Source organism: Kaistella antarctica (assembly GCF_900109615.1).
In the GTDB taxonomy this organism is placed as follows: Bacteria; Bacteroidota; Bacteroidia; order Flavobacteriales; family Weeksellaceae; genus Kaistella; species Kaistella antarctica.
The window spans coordinates 1-17,771 of the sequence record NZ_FOIX01000001.1; the positions used below are offsets into that span (position 1 = coordinate 1).

A 17,771-nucleotide genomic window follows, 5' to 3' on the forward strand; every position below is an offset into this window, starting at 1 on the left:
TATGTGCCTGATTTAACGATAAGTACAGTGAAAACAAAGTTATCCACTTTATCTAAATGTCTTAATTCAGGACGGACGTGTCAATCGGAGTCCTAGTCTGCGGTAGGGATCGTAGTGGAATACCGCAAGGAGCGAAAGGAAATTTACGAGCTTGGACAATTGAAACGAACAGCCTGAAAACGAGATGTGGGAAAATCATCAAAACACCTTAAGACGCAGAAAGAGCGAACGGACCACAAAAGGCACTATCAGGAAAAGTTTAACTTTAAGACGATGCAAGGTAAGGTCAAATAGTATAAAAAGGAGATCGAAATTATTTCAAACATAAAAAAAATCCCAATCTTTCGATAGGGATTATGTGTGAATCGTAAATAAATGTTATTTATTCAGATCGTTATTCAGTTTAACCGCATCTTCATATGAAGGATTTAACATAACCGATTTACTAGCGTAATCCTTTGCTTTTGCAGGATTACTGTCTTTGTCAAGGTAAGCAACCGCAAAATACGCATACGATAGAACTTCTTTACTACTTTCTACCTCTTCAGTTTTTACAGTCGCAATATACTTCTCGTACGCTATTTTTGCTAACTCATTATTTCCCGCTTGTTGCTGAGAATAACCCTGACTATAATAAGCAGGTGCCCAATTTGGCAGCAATCCGCTCATTTTTTGCCAAGAGTGGATCGCTCCGTCCCAGTTTTTTACTTCTTGATAGGCATTTGCCAATTTAAACAAAGCATCGGTATCTTGCGGTTTAGCAGCAACTTGTTTTTTTAAAGCTTCAATTTCCGGACTTGTTGTACCAGCATCTACAGAGGCTTGGTTCACACCACCACCACCTTTAATCTTCACTAATTCCTCATCCCACTTCATCGTATCGTCTTTGGCTGCCTTCGCTATGGCTATTTTCTGAAGCGCTTCAGTCTTTAAAGATGCTTTTTTAACGGGATCGGTTTCATTCTGCGCTAAACCTGCAGCAATAAGTCCTTGTAATCCTTGGTCTGCTGCTTGAACTCTTGATTTCTCAGCTTTAGCTAAGAAAGAATCCATACTTGTTCTCGCATCGGCATAATCACCATCTGCATAAAGTAAATATGCTCTTAATTTATATTTAATAGGGTCTTCTACTTTATCAAAAACTTTATCCAAATACATTTTGGAGTTTCCGTAATCTTCGTTTGTGAAGAAGAGTTTAGAAATTTCCAGTTGAGTGTCGGGATCTTCGTCAGCATATTTTGCATAATTAATTAAATCCTGAGTTGCCAAGGCATTTTGCTGATATTTAATTTCATAACCCGCTTTCGCTTTATAAGCTGGAGCGTAAGTTGGATCAGAAGCTATTGCTTTATCTATGTTTTCTTTAGCTGGCTTCCATTGTTGCGCCTGCATCCAAAGTGTTCCAATTCTTGTAAATACCGACGCCTTATTTTTCGCGCTTGGTAGTGCTTTTTCATAAGCAGTCATCGCAGAACCTGCAACCTGAGGGCTATTTGTTAATTTTAAACGATAAGCATCACCTAAAGTGTAATAATAGTGTGCTGGAGTTCCGTTTTTCGCGGATCTTTCGACGGCTTTGTTTAAATAGTCAATTGCCAAGTCAGCATTTGCCGCTCCACCAAACATTGTAATCGCTTCTGCGGCTCTATATAGAACTTCCGCATCTTTCTCTTTAGAATCCTTTACAATACTTTGAATTTCTGGAATTGCAGTTTTATTTCCCTTCCCCAATTTAACCGAAGCTAAACCAATCTTATTAAGATTGCTTTTCTTGTCGATGGCTAAACCTTTGTCAAAATCTTCCTGAGCTTTCTCAAAATTCGGTTCGAACTGTGTTAAATAAGAATTTCCTAAATAAAAATAGTTATCTGCAGTTGCAGATTTTGCAACCATCTCTGTAAATACTTTTCTTGCTTGAGCATATTTATGACTATCGGCACTATTTATTCCTTCTTGCAAAGTTTGACCAAAAGAAAAATTAGACAAAAAACCTACTGAAACCCCGAAGGCGATTTTCTTCGTTAAATTCATTATATCTTTCATTTTATATTGTTTAATTTATTATACTAACTATCGACTTGGTAATACCCAATTTTTATACCAAAATTAAGGGGGATTGTTATGAACGCAAACTTTAATAAAATTTAACGCATCTGAACTTCTCTTTTGAAAAGATGGTAAGGTTGTAAACCCTCTTTTGAAACTACAATTTGCCCTAACTGAGTGCACGAAAACCGAATAAATCCATTTCCTAGGCCAAAATATCTCTCATTTGTCAGAAAATACAATACTCGTGTAAAGGGATAAGACATATCTTTTAGATTTTCTACTCTTGGTTCGTAAGACTTATTATTTTCAACAACTTTTAATACTTTAACAGAGTTTCTCAAAAGTTCTGCTTCAGGGTCGTATGGTCTGCTCAAGGTATTAAAACCAATGGCACCAATCTTATCTGGAAACTTATTTAATTGCTCGACTAAATTTTTATTTCCATTAATTATTGAAAACTGCAATTTGTCGGGCGTTGAATTAATTTTCTGGGCGACGAAATTTAGATTACTAGAATTAGTTCCGTCAAAAATAATATCCTTTTGGGAATTGTTTAAGATTTTTTTAATCTCTTCCACGGAGATGTTTTCACGCGGTGAATCTTTAGGAACAATAAATACCACAGCATCGGCAGCAAATTTTGCCGGCAGCCAATCTAAACTTGTTACTTTTTTATAAGCTCGTTTTTCACCTTCACTGAGATCACGAGACATAACGATTACTCGTGCCTTTCCTTCTAACAAATCTAAAAATGCAAGATCTTCTTTCTTAATTTTTAAATTAATTTTAGTCGATGGATAAAGTGCCATATAGCGATTGGTCAACGCCTCTGAAACGCTGGCGAAAGACTCATCAACTTCCATAGTAATTTCACCTTGTTGAGGACTATCAATTACCCGAGACGATTTCTTTTTGCACGATACTAAAAGCACAAAAAGACTTATCATTAATAATAAACTATTCTTCATTTCTTTGTTCTCGGATTCTGTAGATTGAGCGTACAATTCTGAAAGCGCCATATAGAATAAATAAACCGCCTAAACTATAAGCCACATTCGGTTCTAAAAAAATGACGAAGAATTTATAGATGATGACGACTATTCCCAATAAGAGATAGAAAAAGCCAGCAACTATCGAAAGCCAATTAAATATCATATCAACAAAACTACAAAAAAAATAAAAAAGAGAAGCTTTCACTCCTCTTTTCTATCTATTTATTTAAAAATATTATTCGAACTGCATTGTTAGCGGTAATCTATAACGGTATCGTACCGCTTGACCATTAATTTTTGCAGGAGACCACTTATTTTTAACTGATTTCACGGTTCTGATTGCTTCAGAATTAAATCCTTTGTTAGGACCTTCAGCTTTAATATCAGTGATTGAACCATCACGTTCAACTACGAAAGTAATTGTTGTTTTTACAACACCTTCATCACCATCCATCACTCCAGTATCAAAGTTATTTTGAACACTGCTTCTAAATTTGTTAATCCCTCCCGGAAATTCTGCTAACTGCTCTACTTCAGTATAAACTTGTGTTGCAGAAACTTGAGGTTTCACTTCCACTGTTGTAGATTTAGTAGGTCCTGGCGGAGGTGGCGGCGGAGCATAAGCTGGAGTCTTCACCCCTTCTTGTGCAACAACACCGGTAGTAGTTTTAAGCTGCTCGCTAATTGGTGGCGGCGGAGTTTCTACCTTTGGCGCCTTCACTGGTTCCGGCACTACGTTCTGAATCACCTCTTGTTTAGGTTCTTCTTTTGGTGGCGGCGGTGGTGGAGGTGGTTCATCCTTGGGTTGCTCAATAATTTGTTCTTGCTCCGGAAGAATGTCAATTAAATTGGCATTTACTTCTGTTGTCTCTTTCGCCTGCATTTGTTTAATTTTCATTATTACAAACGGAGTGATCGCGGCAATACAGAACAAAACCGTCCCAAGTATGAAAGCTTTGGTTAACATTGATCGGTAAGAAGTTCTTAGATCATAGGCACCGTACGCTTTATTTCTATTTTCAAATACAATTTCATCCAATCCTGGACTACTGTTGTAAGTGTTTTCATCTGCCATTATTCTTTCTTTTAAATATTAAAAGTATTATTCTAGTTGGTAGCTGGTGTTGGGGCACTTGGTGCTCCACCTACTTTTTGATCGTAAACAATTTGTTCCGCTTTTTTGACATCAGTAATACCGTATATCTCATTTTTGGTAATTGCCATTTCATCCAGAATATCTACGAAATTCTTATATACTGCATCGTCAGTTGGCTTGATAATAACCGTAAATTTGGTTTGATCCTTAGCTCTGGCTTTTGCTTGCTCGATTACTTTTGTAATCCCATTTCTATCAAAACTAGTTTCCTGAAGTGCCGCTGGGGTAAGTTCGCTGGGAGCTAACTGGTGATAGAAAATTCTATTGTCTTTTCCTATAATTAATGAAATAGAGTTGGTTAAATCAATTTCTGTATCAGGTTTTGGTTCATTTACTTTCGGTTTTGCCGGAAGCCCTAAATCCATCACATTCGGTTTGTTAAAAGTCGTCACTAACATAAAGAATGTAATCAAAAGGAAAGCCAAATCCACCATTGGGGTAAGATCTACGTGAGGTACCGATTTCTTAGATCGAACCTTGCCGCCTTTCCCGCCTTTGTCTTGTACTTGTACGTCTGCCATTTCTTATATTATTGTGCCGTTTCTTGACTTGTTATTAACCAGAACTTCAAGAAATCTATATCTCTTAATCCTTCAAATAAAGATTTAACTTTAGGATACTTTGTTTCTACGTCTCCTTTGATTGCTAATTTGTAATCAGGATTAACGGCTAAACTTTGTTGTACCCAATCTATTAACTGCTTATTTGTACTATCCATCGGAATTCCCGTTTTGCTTTTGTAAGCTTTACGGTCATCATCCGAAAGATCCAAGAATCCTTTTAATTGATTCATTGGAACTCCAACTGACTGAACATTGGCAAAGGCTGCCTTTTCTTTATCAGTAAATGTCATACCATACTTCTCGCCCATATTATTCAGAAGAGCCATACGCTCGGTTCCGTTTTCAACTGGTGTAAAATAGAATCTTCCGTCTGTAGTACTAAGAATAGTCATAAGACTAGCGTCTGGAAGAAGCTTTTCAGATATAGAAGATGGCGTGGTTATCGTCTCGATATCAGGTTTTGCAAACTGAGCCGTGAGGATAAAAAACGTAAGGAGTAGAAATGATACATCGGTCATCGCCGTCATATCTACCCTTATATTATGTCTTTTTGGTTTGACTCTCGCCATTGTAAATTATTTATTATTAAACTTCTGCATTTTGAGATCTTTTTTAAAGAACTCCAATCGGTCGAGAATTCTTAGTGGAATTCTGCGAATGACTGCTGGATTGACATAGCGATTTCGTCAATTTTGAACGTTAATCCATCAATCTTAGAAGTAAAATAGTTGTAGAAAATAATCGCAACCGCAGAAGTACCAATACCTAAAGCCGTGTTAATTAACGCTTCAGAAATACCAACTGATAATGCAGCTGAATCTGGTGTTCCACCTCCTGAACCTAGTGCGTGGAAAGCCTTAATCATCCCAATTACCGTTCCTAGTAGAGCAACCAATGTCGCTACAGTACCTAAGGTAGAAAGGATCATCATATTTTTCTCTAACATTGGCATTTCAAGAGTGGTAGCTTCTTCAATTGATTTATTAAGCGCAACCATTTTCTGTTCCTTATTCATCGTAGAATCATGAGATAATGCTTTATAAGTAGTTAATCCTTCTTTCACAACATTTCCTACAGAACCTTGCTGTCTGTCACACTCTTCTAAAGCTTCATCAATTTTGTTTTGGCTAAGTAATCTTCTTACTGATAACACGAAGTTATCAACATTACCTGCTCCTGCAGCTTTCTTAAGAACTAAAGCACGCTCGATTGAGAAAACGATTACGATAATCATGAAAGAAATAAGAATAGGAACGATTGGTCCACCCATGTAGATAATTCCCATAAATCCTTCAGGAGAAATTTCTTTAATTTCTACATCAGAAAATGCTACAGAAGCACCGGTTAACCTAGGATCTGGTTTGAAATTCCCTGGACTTCCTAAAACAAAATAATAGATTAAATACCCTATCGCTAAAAGAATAGGCAGTATTAGGGCAGGATTTAAACCTCCTAATTTTTTAGCAACTACTTGCTCCTCGTTGTTTGAAACATTCATTTCCATACTAAACTAAATTATAATTGTTATTTTAAATTTTCGATTTGTAAAATAAAGTTAAAATATTTAATAATGCAAGTTCTTGACAGCTATTACAAATATTTTTTTGGACGATCCTTCAAAGTAAGATTAATATATCTTCAAAAAATGATTCAAATACTGACTATTATAGCCAGTTTTAAAAATACCTTTAAAAAATCATCAGTAATAGGTGGCAGCTATTTTTGATTGCACTATAAATATTATTTTGATGTTTACCTTTAGAGAACAATATTAATTATTTTTTTCGGGACTATGATCACATTTTTGGGAATATTTCCTTGCAGTTGTTCCCGTGTTCGTTCCTCAGCCAACACTATTTCCTGAATCTCTGGTATCGATAAGCTTGCCGATAAACTTAATTTGAACCTCATCTTGCCATTAAAGCTTACAGGATAGTCGATCTCGTCTTCCACGAGATACTTTTCTTCAAATTTCGGGAAAGGGGAAAACTCAATTGAATCAGCGTGACCTAACCTACTCCACAATTCTTCTGCGATGTGTGGCGCATAAGGTGAAACTATAATTGCCAATGGTTCTAAGATCGCTCTTTTATTCGTTTTCAATTTTTGCAATTCGTTTACTGCAATCATAAACTGCGAAACCGAGGTGTTAAAGGAGAAATGATCAATATCAAACACCACTTTTTTAATTAAAGTATGCAGAATTTTATATTCCTGTTTGGTTGGTTCTTCATCGGACACTTCGAAATCATCTCCATTGAAGTAGAGATTATAAAGCTTCTTCAAGAAACCATAAACTCCACTTAAACCTTGTGTATTCCACGGTTTTGATTGTTCCAAAGGGCCCAAGAACATTTCATACAATCGTAAACAGTCTGCTCCAAACTCATCACAGATATCATCCGGATTGACGACATTGTATTTGGATTTAGACATTTTTTCGACTTCACGTTCTGACAATAATTTTCCATCTACATTTTTAACGTAGACCGCATCTTTAAATTCAGCCCGCCAATCGCGAAGCGCTAAAGTATTAACAGCATTGGAACTATTGATTAGTAAAGAAATATCAATACTTTTCTTAACGAAAGTCACGTAAAAACTAAGTGCAGAAGGTTTCTGATCTCCAAATACTTTTTGTATTTCAGTAGGTAATTCTGAATATAAATATTTTTTATCATTTTCAATTAAGTCTTCAGAAACAACTACCAATTTTCCAAAGATTTCTGTGGTTGTACCATCTTCTAAAATGACTTCGGTGGAATTACTTTGGTATACATGAGCACTCATGCCCAATATCATCCCCTGATTAATGAGTTTTTTGAAAGGTTCTTCATGATTAATGTATCCTCGGTCTTTAATAAACATATTCCAGAAACGAGCATATAGTAAATGTCCGGTTGCATGCTCACTTCCACCTATATACAAATCAACTTGTCCCCAATAATCAGAAAGATTTTTATCTGCCAAAACTTCTTCATTATTCGGATCCATATATCTTAAGAAATACCAAGAACTCCCTGCCCAACCTGGCATGGTCGATAATTCTAATGGAAATACAGTGTCGTTATTAATTAGTTTTGTCGAAACCACTTTCTGATTCGCTTCATCCCAAGCGAAATTTTGGGCATTTCCTAAAGGTGGATCGCCATCTTCGGTTGGAAGATATTTCTCAACTTCTGGAAGTTCCAAAGGTAAAGCAGCAATCGGCAAGGTATAAGGCATTCCTTGTTTATAATAAACGGGAACTGGCTCTCCCCAGTATCTTTGACGTGAGAAAATCGCATCCCGCTGTCTGTAATTGGTAGTGCCGTGCCCGATATTTCTCTTTTCAATTTCGCTAATAATTAAAGTTTTGGCGTCGTCATATTTTAAACCGTTAAGAAATTCTGAATTCACACAAAGCGAAACTTTAGAATCAAAAGACTCTTCCTGAATATCATTATCGTTCTCGATAACGTTTACAATCGATAAATCGAATTTTTTCGCAAAACGATGATCGCGTTCATCATGCGCTGGAACCGCCATCACAGCACCAGTTCCGTAACCCATCAATACGTAATCCGAAATATAGATTGGCATTTCCTTATTGGTAAATGGATTCAAAGCATAACTTCCCGTGAATGCACCACTCACGTTCTTCACGTCAGACATACGGTCGCGCTCGGTTTTCTTAGAAGTTTGTTCAATATAATTTTCAACTTCTTCTTGTTGACCTTCGATGGTTAAAGTTTTAACCAAAGGATTTTCCGGGGCTAAAACCATAAAGGTTGCTCCGAAAATCGTGTCGGGACGTGTGGTAAAAACTGAAATTTTTTCTGCAGAATCTTCCACATCAAAAGTCACCAAAGCTCCTTGAGATTTTCCAATCCAGTATTCTTGTGCATCTTTCAATGGTTGCGGCCAGTCTAAATTATTTAAACCTTGCAACAATCTTTCAGAGTACGCCGTAATGCGCATGCTCCACTGCATCATTTTCTTTTGGAAAACGGGATAGCCGCCACGTTCAGATTTACCATCTTTCACCTCATCATTGGCCAAAACGGTTCCTAAACCTGGACACCAATTCACGGTCGTTTCAGCTCGATAAGCCAAACGATAATTTAAAAGAATATCCTGTTGATCTAATTCAGAAGCATTCTTCCAGTCTTCTGAAGTGAAACTCAATGGGTCATTTTGAACAGCTGATAAATTTTGAGTTCCATGAGTTTCGAAATGTTTAATTAATTCTGAAATTGGTTCCGCCTTATCCGTTGATTGATTGTACCATGAATCAAAAAGCTGAATAAAAATCCACTGCGTCCATTTGTAATAAGAGGCATCAGAAGTTCTTACTTCGCGACTCCAATCAAACGAAAATCCAATTCTACGCATCTGCTGTTCGTACCGCGTAATATTTTCTTCCGTCGTAACCGCTGGATGCTGCCCAGTTTGAATGGCATACTGTTCCGCTGGAAGACCAAAAGAATCATAACCAATCGGGTGCAAAACATTAAAACCTTGGTGTCTTTTATATCGCGCATAAATATCTGAAGCAATATAACCTAGTGGGTGACCAACGTGTAAACCCGCTCCAGAAGGATAAGGAAACATATCCAAAACATAAAATTTTGGTTTATCGGTTGCGTTACTAGTTTTGTAGGTTTGATTTTCTTCCCAGAATTTCTGCCACTTCTTTTCGATGGATTGATGGTCGTAGAACATTTCGTAATTTAATTAAATCACAAATTTAAGGTTTTGAAATGAAAAAATCCTCACCTGTGCAGATGAGGAAAATTCTTTAATAAAAACCAAGAAATTAGTTGGGCACTTTGGTCGCAGAGATTTCCACCTTATTTACAATTGCCGGATTACTCCGATCAATATAATTAACAACTAAACTATTATCTGTTAAGATAGAGACAATACCTTCCATTGTGTTATTATTGATGGTAATGGTAAATTGTTTCGTATCTGGATTGAACGTATACGCGAAATCTACATTGAGCGCTATTTCACACGTATCAGTCGCATCGTCCCAATATGTTACGTTACCAGATAAATTACTGTTAAAAAGTAATCTCCCTTTTTTCTGACAATCGTTGGTGACAATTGTTGTCGTAGTCGTTGTGCCGTTTTGCGTTGAAACCGATACAATTTTGTCTGGCCGCCAATTGCCGGTGAGCATTAACTGCTGTTCATCGTTATCACGGTCACTACGACAGCTTACCAATAACGCTAAAATAATTGCGGTGCTAATTACCAATAACTTTTTCATACTGTTTAGTTTTATGTTATGTATTACATATAACACAAACCTTGTACCGTTTATTATTTACCATTTGTTTTTTATTCAATTATCTTTGCTTTGAAAACCTGAATAACATGCCCGAAGTTTCGATTATTACTCCTTGCTATAATTCTGCCCGATTTTTACCAGAAACCATTCAATCTGTTTTAAACCAAACATTTACTGATTGGGAATGGTTGATTACCGATGATTGTTCTTCGGATAATTCAGTCGAAATTATCAAAAAAATTAATGATCCCCGAGTTGTTTTAACGATTGCAAAAAAAAATGCTGGCGCGGGAAATGCGCGAAACTTATCTTTAGAAAAAGCCAGCGGGAAATATATTACTTTTCTAGATGCTGATGATTTTTGGGAAGCTAACTTTTTAGAAGAAATGGTTTCCTTTATGAAAAGAGAAAAAGCCGAACTGGCTTATTCGAACTATGCGAGATGTGATGAAAATTTAGTTCCCAAGATTGCTGATTTCCAGGCTGACAAAGAGGTGACTTTTAAAAATCTGCTCAAAACTTGTCGCCTATCTTTATTAAGTTCAATGTATGACTCAGAAAGAGTTGGCAAAGAGTTTTTCCCCTCGGGAAGTAAACGCGAAGATCATGTCATGTGGCTGAATTTATTACAAAAAATTCCGGTCGGTAAACCATTAAACAAAACAATGGCAAAATATAGAATGCATGCCAGCAGTATTTCTAGAAAGAAAACCAATATTATGAAAGATCAGTATTTGGTCTACAAAGATTATATGCATTTCTCAACTCTAAAATCTTTTTACTACACGGCAAACTGGGCTATAAATGGATTTATGAAATATTCAAAAATTTTTAATTGATGGAATACTCGAAAGAATTTAAGGAGGCAATTTCGAATTTCACCTCTGCTGAAAAAGATAAATTGATTATTCGTTTGCTCAAAAAAGATCGGATTTTATCGCACCGTCTTTATTTCGAACTCATCGATCCTGAAACGGCGGATGAGAAAAGAAATCAAATGGAAACTTTAATTAAAGAAGAAGTTTTAGCTGCGGTAAAAAGGTACGGACGAACTAAATATTTCTTGCCAAGCATCCGAAGAATTAGTGCGAAAATAACGGAACACGTCAAAATTACGACTGATAAATTCGGCGAAGTTTCATTAGCCCTTTTATTGGTGAGTGAAACTTTGAAAAACCTATCCAAAAGTGCGGATCACTATAAACTCTTTATCTATCTGCTCAATAAAATTTTTCGCTCTTTAGTTTTAACTAAGAAATTAGATCCTGATTACTTTTTGGACTTAAGGGAAAATTACAAAGAAGTTCAACAGCAAATTGTGCAAAACAAAAGTTTGGAAGAATTAGCACTTCACAATGGATTATTCTGGAGTTGGCTCGAACCTGAAAATATTCCTGATGATATTGATTTGATTCTAAAAGGGATAAAAGCGGAAGGTTTATTAAAGTAAGAAGCTTTAAATCATCAAACTAATTTTCGCCATGACGCGATTGACCATGGCATCGCAGTAGATCAGATTAAATTCAAATATCTCTTCCTTATTGTAAAATTTTTCAATTTCTGTTCTTAAGAAAGTCTTGGCGCGGTTGAGACGCACTTTTACATTGCTTTCGCTGATTTCCAAAACTTCTGCAGTTTCTGCAACGCTTAAACCATTCACTTCGCGCAAGGTAAAAACAGTTCGGTAATCCTCTGGAATGTGGAGTAAAGCTTTTTCTATGACTGAACTTAATTCTGTATTCATTACTTTATTCGATGTTTCGATACTAGATAGTTTGTTGAAAATTTGCGTATTATTTTCTAAAGACTCAATGTTTTTGGTACTCCATTTCTGGGTCTTTTTATAACATTGATTGACCATAATCTTAGAAAGCCAGGTTTTTAGAGAAGATCTATTTTCAAACTGACCTAAATGTGAATAAGCCTGAATGTAAGATTCTTGCATCAAATCTTGCGTATCCTCATGATTGAAATGATACATTTTACCAATTCGGTAGAGGGACGGATTATTACGACGGATAATCAATTCAAAAAGAGCCGTTTCCTTATGAAGGATTTTCTGAATCAATTCTGAATCTGAGTATTGATTTTGCGTATTCATAACTGCATTATTTTGTGATATCGACCTGCAACCTGGCTGAAGATTGCTCAAAAACCAATTTAAAGATGTAAAGATTTTTTTCAATGACGGTTACATTGTTCCCTTTTTAATAGAGTTCAGCGCCTGTGAAAAGGTTACAAATAATTACGAATTACTGTTTTTAATAAGGTGTTCTACAATAATATTCGAAGCAATCGGTTGTTCTTCGATAAAAGCTCGTGCGTTATTCCCCATCTTTTCTAAAGAAGCAGCATCCTTTAACAGGGCTAAAATATAGGGTGCGGCGAAGAATTCATCTTCAAACGATTTACCACCATTTTTTGCAATCAGTTCATCAGCCTCAGGATTTTTGGTATACTGATCTCCGAAAAAAACGGGCATTCCAAAAGTTGCAGCTTCCAAAATGTTATGAAGCCCTTTTGAATGAAAACCACCTCCAACTACTGCGATATCTCCATAAGAATAAAGTTTAGAAAGCAAACCGATACAATCGATAATCAAAACTTTTACATTTGAATAACGAACGGATGACTTGTCGGTAATCTGCGAATACAGAACTGCGGCGGGAAAAATCGTCTGAATCGCAGCCACTCTTTTTAAATCGTGTGGAGCAATAATCAATTTAACGTCTTTATTATTTGCGGCAACAATTTCTGCCAGGCGTTCTTCAGCCTCCCAGGAGCTACCAAAAATAATTGTTTTGTGATCAAGTTTAAATTCCTCAATAAAGTCGACAGAATTATCTCTTGTTCTTAGTTTTCGAACTCGGTCGTAGCGAGTGTCGCCAGTGGTTATCGAATTTTTTAAACCAATTCCTTTGGCTAAGGCCGTAGAGTGTTTTGTTTGATGGAAAAAAAAGTCTACATTTTTCTTCAACTGTTTTACAAACCAACTTCCATAGGCCTTAAAGAAAACTTGAGTTTCATAAAACAGAGCAGAAACGACATAAATCTTCGCTTCTTGATTTTTCAATTCTTCCAGCAGATGATACCAGTAATCATATTTTACGGTGAAGAAAATATCTGTTTTAAAGTTGGAGGTAAATTCCTGCATCCATTTTTCAGTATCAAAGGGAAGATAGCAAACCACATCAGCGATCGTATCTTTTTTAATGACATTATCATAACCAGACGGTGAAAAGAACGTAACTAAGATTTTGTGAGTCGGATATTGATCCTTAAGTTTTTCGAGGACGGGAAGACCTTGTTCATATTCGCCCAAACTGGCAGCGTGCATCCAAATGACTTTGTCTTCGAGAGATAATTTCGATTTTACAATATCACAGCTTTGCCGTCTTCCAGCCAGTCCTTTCTTTAATTTATAATTGAAAACGGCGCCGATCCTCATCGAAGATATCAGCAAGCGGATAAAGTTGTTGTAAAAAAACATTAGGTAAGAGGATTTTGGAAACCGTTCTTTCTAGAAATCTTAAAGGAATAAATCATCATCGCGATCACTCCAATAAAAAGTAAGACAATTAAATAATTGGTTACGGGACTTACCGCATCATATTTTCCAATACCAACCGCAATACTTTCGTACGTAATCACTGTTAAAACAACCATTACAATAAGATGAAAAACACTCACGATTCGTTCAGCTTTCACAGTATTATCTTTAATTTTCTGCGGAATTCCTAATAAGGGAGAATTGATATTTCTGGTTAGATAAAAAATCAACAAATAAATAAAGGTGGCGATTCCAGCAAGAAACCAAATCATAATGCGCGGAACAAAAAAGTTAGGCTTGCCATCCCAATCAAAATGGATGGGCACAGACAGCGGTAAATTGCGATAGTTAATAAAAATATAATCCCAAATAAAAATCAAAAGGACAAAGGAAATAATCTTTAAATAAAAGGGTAGTTTTTTCATGATGATTCTAAATAAATAACAAGCCCTAAATTAGGCAATATATTTTTTCAAAAAATACTGCGCAGAAATCGCAGTTTATGGGTGTGTTTGTTGAGCTCTTTATTGAAAATTCCGGTGGAATCCAGCAAATCGACTCTTACTTTCCCGTAGGCGTGAATGATTTCTTGATTATTGAGCATCATCCCGACATGCGTGATCAATCCGTCCGTATTTTCAAAAAAAGCTAAATCTCCAGCTTTACTTTCTTCAACGAAACTTAAAACCTTACCGATTTCAGCTTGTGGCTGGGCTTCTCTGGGCAAAGAAATACCGTGAACTTTATAGATGAGTTGCACAAATCCGCTACAATCAATTCCGAAAAAACTTCGGCCGCTCCAGAGATAGGGAACATTTAAGAATTGTTTGGCGGTTTCTGCGACGTCTTGTTTCTTTAAAAATTCAGTTTCTGATTTTTCAGAATTCACTTCACTACCGATGGAAAGTAGAATCGCGCCTTGGGAAGTATTGTACATTTGAAGCGTGCTGTTGACCAACTGCGTTTTCCGATGGTCGAAATAATCTTCAGATATTTTCGAAATTTGCTGAGCATCGATCCAACCTTCATAGCCATCAAAATCCATTTTGATTTTGATGAATTTCCCTTTATCTTCCAAAACATCAACGGTTTCTCCATAAAGAAGCTGCGAAGTCATTTCTGACTGATGCGATTGTTCCGCCCGAATTGCAGCCACTGAAACTGTACAAATTCCTTTATCCATCGTTATTGCTAAAAGTTTATTTCTTTCTGATTAGGTGAAGTCCGTCTCGCAAAGGTAAAATAAGATTTTCAAAATCTTCATCTTTTGTAATCAGCTCATTCAATTCTTTGATTTTTTGCGTTGATTTCTGTTTCGGACTTTCTTCTAAGACTTTTCCGTACCACAACACATTATCAAAAAGGACAACTGCGCCACTTGCGATTCTTGGTTTTATCAAATTAAAATATTCGACATAATTTTCTTTATCAGCATCGATGAACACGAAATCAAAAAACTCATCGGTTTCTTTTAAAAACTCTTTCGCATCTTTTAATTGAAAATCAATCTGAGCGGAAAATTCACTTTCGTGAAAATACTTTTTGGGCAAATAAGCTAATTCTGCATTAATATCTAAAGTGGTGATTTTTCCTTCTTTTGCTAAACCTTCCGCAAGACACAAAGTCGCATAACCAGTAAAAGTTCCGATTTCTAAGATATTTTTAGGAGTAATCATTTTTGATAAAATCGCTAAAAGTCTTCCTTGAAGATATCCCGAAATCATGTGAGGTTGGGTAGTTTTCTGAAAAGTTTCCCTTCTCAATCTTTTCAAAATATCAGGTTCTACAGAAGTGTGATTTTCTAAATAGCCATCCATTTCTGGACATTGTTCCTCAAAAAAACTCATTAAATATTATTTAAATTCAAATTTAAGCTTTTAAAACAAAAAAAGCGCTGTTAGAGCTTGAAGCTCTAACAGCGCTGAATTAATATTTAAAAGATTATTGCTTAGTTTTTCACTGGAGCAATTTCCATTAATTTCATAAACTCATCTAGTTTAGGCATGATGATGATTTCCGTTCTTCTGTTTTCTGCTCTTCCAGTCACTGAAGCATTCGTCGTTTTCGGGTTGTACTCGCTTCGTCCACCAGCAGTAATTCTCGCTGGATTAACACCGAATCTAGACTGTAGAACTTTGGCCATTGAAGTTGCTCTCAAGGCCGATAGATCCCAGTTGTCTTTTGGTAAATTGTTTGAAGTCAAAGGAACATTATCAGTATTTCCTTCAATCAATACAGAATACGTGTCGTAGTCATTAATTACTTTCGCTACTTTTCCTAAGACATCTTGCGCTGCGGGTAAAATGTTATAATCTCCGGTTTTGTACAACATATTGTCAGACAACGAAATCATAACCACTCCTTTTAGTACTTTCACCTGAACATCGTTATCGGCGATATTATCCAATGACCTTTTTAGTTTGTTCGATAAAGCCAAGTTCAAACTGTCATTTTTCGAGTTGGTCGAAATTAACTGCTTGATGTATTTGTTAGAAGAATTGATTTCTCCAATTAATTTATCGATGTTGGCAGAACCTTTTCCAGTGTTTGAGAGACAAGCATCAAGAGAACTTTTCAAAGCTTCATTCTGACGGTTTAACAAAGCATTTTCGCTCGTTAAGCCAGAATTAACTCCTTTTAAATCTTGAATTTCACGTTGTCTTTCGCCGATGTTGGTGATACATTGACCGTAGTTGGTATTCAATGCGTCAAACTTTTTTTGGCTTACACATGAAGTCATCAATACTGCCATTCCCAGAACAGCTCCTATTTTTCCGATATTCATAATTTTTATTTTTAGATATCCAAAAATAGAGAATTGAATTTGATTAGAAGAATTATCTTTGCTAAATATTCCTTAAAAACCCTTAACGATTGCTTAACAGAAAGACTTTTCAGCACGCTCTACAGGAACTTTGCGCTAATTATCAAAACAAAAAATTTCTACTTGCTATAAGTGGTGGAGCAGATTCTATGGTTTTGCTTGATTTGTTTAAGGGCTTCAATCTCAATTTTGAAGTTGCACACCTTAATTACAAACTTCGTGGTGATGATTCTGAAGATGATCAGAAGTTAGTGGAAAGAATTTGCAGAATCAATGAAATTCCATTTCATCTCTATTCTATTTCGGAAAAAGACAACCAACCGAAAAATTCGATTCAGGATTGGGCCAGAATCATTCGTTATGGTTTTTTTAGAAAAATTCAGAAAGATCAAAATCTGGATTTTATTGTTACGGCTCACCATTTAAATGATCAGCTGGAAACCTTTATCATCCATCTTTCAAAAGCGTCTGGGATTAAAGGGTTGAGTGGAATTCCGGCAAATCAAAATAATATCCTCAGACCGCTTCTAAGCTTTTCTAAAGAAGAGATTTACACTTACGCTAATGATTATACGGTTGAATTCAGAGAAGATCTGTCCAATCAAAAAAGCGATTATCTGAGAAATCGTATCCGGAATGAAATCGTACCGAAGTTGCTGGAAGTCAATGACAATTTCTTAGAAAACTTTGGTAAAAGTATTTCGTACTTAAACCAAGGAAAAGATTTTATTGACGATAAGATTTTAGAAATTGAAAAAAAAATCATTGCTAACGTTGATGATTATTCAACTTTAAATAAAGAAAAATTTCTAAATCAAAGTCACTTCATTCAATTTGAAATTCTTAGAAAATTTGGGTTTAATGATATTAAGGAAATCTCAAAAATCAGCAAAGCGAAGACGGGAAAGAAATTCATTTCCAGTGAATATGAATTAACAGTAGATAGGGAAATCTTTATTATCAGAAAAATCGTAATTCAATTAAGGGATAGTCTTGATGAAGAGATTATTTTGGAATTAGATACCGATAATCAAATCGTCACTCCTGAATTACTTCATCAAAAAATAAAAGAATTAGGAACCTTTGATTGGAAATTTGATGGCGAGAAAATTCAGTTGCCTTTAAAATTTAGACACAGAAAACAGGGCGACTTATTCCATCCAATCGGGATGATAGGTAAAAAGAAAATCTCAAAATTTTTTAAGGATGAAAAAATTCCTATTTTAGCCCAGCAAAAAATCTGGCTTTTGTGCGATGGAAACGACCGAATTTTGGGTGTTATCCCTTTTCGTCAAGATGGTAGATTTGCAGCAACGAATGAAAGTTCAGAAATCATAAAAGTAAAATTATAGCAATCAT

At 35.8% G+C, this 17,771-nt stretch carries 18 protein-coding genes; 3 read left to right on the forward strand and 15 right to left on the reverse strand.

Translation table 11 applies throughout. The features are described 5' to 3' along the window. Positions 1–378: 378 nt before the first annotated feature. The 9 genes from BMX49_RS00005 to BMX49_RS00045 all read right to left on the reverse strand — a co-directional run bounded on the left by BMX49_RS00005 (position 379) and on the right by BMX49_RS00045 (position 10,017). Positions 379–2,043: a tetratricopeptide repeat protein gene (locus tag BMX49_RS00005; protein ID WP_034717532.1), complete on the reverse strand. Its 1,665-nt coding sequence runs from the start codon at positions 2,041–2,043 to the stop codon at positions 379–381. A 101-nt stretch (positions 2,044–2,144) separates the two neighbouring features. Further along, entirely contained in the window at positions 2,145–3,017 is an 873-nt protein-coding gene (locus tag BMX49_RS00010) for a PstS family phosphate ABC transporter substrate-binding protein (RefSeq protein ID WP_034717534.1), read from the reverse strand. Beyond that, on the reverse strand, positions 3,007–3,204 hold the full coding sequence (locus BMX49_RS00015; RefSeq protein WP_246005093.1) for a C4-dicarboxylate ABC transporter: 198 nt from the start codon (positions 3,202–3,204) through the stop codon (positions 3,007–3,009). The genes BMX49_RS00010 and BMX49_RS00015 overlap by 11 nt, the downstream gene beginning before the upstream one ends. A gap of 72 nt (positions 3,205–3,276) precedes the next feature. Beyond that, positions 3,277–4,116, reverse strand: coding sequence for an energy transducer TonB (locus BMX49_RS00020; RefSeq protein WP_034717536.1), 840 nt, complete (start codon positions 4,114–4,116; stop codon positions 3,277–3,279). Positions 4,117–4,148: 32 nt separating this feature from the next. Continuing rightward, on the reverse strand, positions 4,149–4,718 hold the full coding sequence (locus BMX49_RS00025) for an ExbD/TolR family protein (RefSeq protein ID WP_034717538.1): 570 nt from the start codon (positions 4,716–4,718) through the stop codon (positions 4,149–4,151). A gap of 8 nt (positions 4,719–4,726) precedes the next feature. Continuing rightward, positions 4,727–5,329 carry an ExbD/TolR family protein gene (locus BMX49_RS00030; RefSeq protein ID WP_034717540.1) on the reverse strand — a complete coding sequence of 201 codons (603 nt, stop codon included), beginning with the start codon at positions 5,327–5,329 and terminating at the stop codon, positions 4,727–4,729. A gap of 71 nt (positions 5,330–5,400) precedes the next feature. Beyond that, a complete protein-coding gene (locus BMX49_RS00035; protein ID WP_034717542.1) occupies positions 5,401–6,264 on the reverse strand; it encodes a MotA/TolQ/ExbB proton channel family protein in 864 nt (287 codons plus the stop codon). Between the two features lie 254 nt (positions 6,265–6,518). Next, positions 6,519–9,464, reverse strand: a complete 2,946-nt coding sequence (locus BMX49_RS00040; protein ID WP_034717544.1) for a leucine--tRNA ligase — start codon at positions 9,462–9,464, stop codon at positions 6,519–6,521. Positions 9,465–9,558: 94 nt separating this feature from the next. Continuing rightward, the gene (locus BMX49_RS00045; RefSeq protein ID WP_034717546.1) at positions 9,559–10,017 is read right to left on the reverse strand and encodes a lipocalin family protein; all 459 of its coding nucleotides are present in this window, start codon (positions 10,015–10,017) and stop codon (positions 9,559–9,561) included. Positions 10,018–10,079: 62 nt separating this feature from the next. Here BMX49_RS00045 and BMX49_RS00050 point away from each other — a divergent pair, with 62 nt between their 5' ends. Further along, a complete protein-coding gene (locus BMX49_RS00050; RefSeq protein WP_511342235.1) occupies positions 10,080–10,877 on the forward strand; it encodes a glycosyltransferase family 2 protein in 798 nt (265 codons plus the stop codon). Further along, positions 10,877–11,488: a hypothetical protein gene (locus tag BMX49_RS00055; protein WP_034717550.1), complete on the forward strand. Its 612-nt coding sequence runs from the start codon at positions 10,877–10,879 to the stop codon at positions 11,486–11,488. Before BMX49_RS00050 ends, BMX49_RS00055 begins: the two co-directional genes overlap by 1 nt. Positions 11,489–11,494: 6 nt before the next feature. Here BMX49_RS00055 and BMX49_RS00060 read toward each other — a convergent pair whose 3' ends face one another. The 6 genes from BMX49_RS00060 to BMX49_RS00085 form a co-directional block, all read right to left on the reverse strand. Continuing rightward, positions 11,495–12,139 (reverse strand): sigma-70 family RNA polymerase sigma factor, encoded by a 645-nt coding sequence (locus BMX49_RS00060; protein WP_034717553.1) that lies wholly within the window; start codon positions 12,137–12,139, stop codon positions 11,495–11,497. Between the two features lie 144 nt (positions 12,140–12,283). Next, positions 12,284–13,528 (reverse strand): 3-deoxy-D-manno-octulosonic acid transferase, encoded by a 1,245-nt coding sequence (locus BMX49_RS00065; protein ID WP_034717555.1) that lies wholly within the window; start codon positions 13,526–13,528, stop codon positions 12,284–12,286. After that, the gene (locus BMX49_RS00070; protein ID WP_034717558.1) at positions 13,528–14,013 is read right to left on the reverse strand and encodes a DUF1648 domain-containing protein; all 486 of its coding nucleotides are present in this window, start codon (positions 14,011–14,013) and stop codon (positions 13,528–13,530) included. Before BMX49_RS00070 ends, BMX49_RS00065 begins: the two co-directional genes overlap by 1 nt. 47 nt (positions 14,014–14,060) lie before the next feature. Beyond that, the gene (locus BMX49_RS00075; protein WP_034717559.1) at positions 14,061–14,771 is read right to left on the reverse strand and encodes a C40 family peptidase; all 711 of its coding nucleotides are present in this window, start codon (positions 14,769–14,771) and stop codon (positions 14,061–14,063) included. Positions 14,772–14,787: 16 nt separating this feature from the next. After that, positions 14,788–15,435, reverse strand: coding sequence for an O-methyltransferase (locus tag BMX49_RS00080; protein WP_034717560.1), 648 nt, complete (start codon positions 15,433–15,435; stop codon positions 14,788–14,790). 101 nt (positions 15,436–15,536) lie between these two features. Further along, positions 15,537–16,373 carry an OmpA family protein gene (locus tag BMX49_RS00085; RefSeq protein ID WP_034717562.1) on the reverse strand — a complete coding sequence of 279 codons (837 nt, stop codon included), beginning with the start codon at positions 16,371–16,373 and terminating at the stop codon, positions 15,537–15,539. Positions 16,374–16,462: 89 nt separating this feature from the next. Between BMX49_RS00085 and tilS the strand changes: the two genes are divergently transcribed. Further along, on the forward strand, positions 16,463–17,764 hold the full coding sequence (gene tilS, locus BMX49_RS00090) for a tRNA lysidine(34) synthetase TilS (protein ID WP_034717564.1): 1,302 nt from the start codon (positions 16,463–16,465) through the stop codon (positions 17,762–17,764). Positions 17,765–17,771: the final 7 nt, after the last annotated feature.

Coding starts and splice junctions, on each gene's coding strand:
- BMX49_RS00065 (WP_034717555.1), bottom strand. CDS start 13,528: ATGTTTTTTTACAACAACTTTATCCGCTTGCTGATATCTTCGATGAGG.
- BMX49_RS00045 (WP_034717546.1), bottom strand. CDS start 10,017: ATGAAAAAGTTATTGGTAATTAGCACCGCAATTATTTTAGCGTTATTG.
- BMX49_RS00020 (WP_034717536.1), bottom strand. CDS start 4,116: ATGGCAGATGAAAACACTTACAACAGTAGTCCAGGATTGGATGAAATT.
- BMX49_RS00005 (WP_034717532.1), bottom strand. CDS start 2,043: ATGAAAGATATAATGAATTTAACGAAGAAAATCGCCTTCGGGGTTTCA.
- BMX49_RS00040 (WP_034717544.1), bottom strand. CDS start 9,464: ATGTTCTACGACCATCAATCCATCGAAAAGAAGTGGCAGAAATTCTGG.
- BMX49_RS00030 (WP_034717540.1), bottom strand. CDS start 5,329: ATGGCGAGAGTCAAACCAAAAAGACATAATATAAGGGTAGATATGACG.
- BMX49_RS00080 (WP_034717560.1), bottom strand. CDS start 15,435: ATGAGTTTTTTTGAGGAACAATGTCCAGAAATGGATGGCTATTTAGAA.
- BMX49_RS00015 (WP_246005093.1), bottom strand. CDS start 3,204: ATGATATTTAATTGGCTTTCGATAGTTGCTGGCTTTTTCTATCTCTTA.
- BMX49_RS00055 (WP_034717550.1), top strand. CDS start 10,877: ATGGAATACTCGAAAGAATTTAAGGAGGCAATTTCGAATTTCACCTCT.
- BMX49_RS00070 (WP_034717558.1), bottom strand. CDS start 14,013: ATGAAAAAACTACCCTTTTATTTAAAGATTATTTCCTTTGTCCTTTTG.
- BMX49_RS00085 (WP_034717562.1), bottom strand. CDS start 16,373: ATGAATATCGGAAAAATAGGAGCTGTTCTGGGAATGGCAGTATTGATG.
- BMX49_RS00025 (WP_034717538.1), bottom strand. CDS start 4,718: ATGGCAGACGTACAAGTACAAGACAAAGGCGGGAAAGGCGGCAAGGTT.
- BMX49_RS00035 (WP_034717542.1), bottom strand. CDS start 6,264: ATGGAAATGAATGTTTCAAACAACGAGGAGCAAGTAGTTGCTAAAAAA.
- BMX49_RS00075 (WP_034717559.1), bottom strand. CDS start 14,771: ATGGATAAAGGAATTTGTACAGTTTCAGTGGCTGCAATTCGGGCGGAA.
- BMX49_RS00060 (WP_034717553.1), bottom strand. CDS start 12,139: ATGAATACGCAAAATCAATACTCAGATTCAGAATTGATTCAGAAAATC.
- BMX49_RS00010 (WP_034717534.1), bottom strand. CDS start 3,017: ATGAAGAATAGTTTATTATTAATGATAAGTCTTTTTGTGCTTTTAGTA.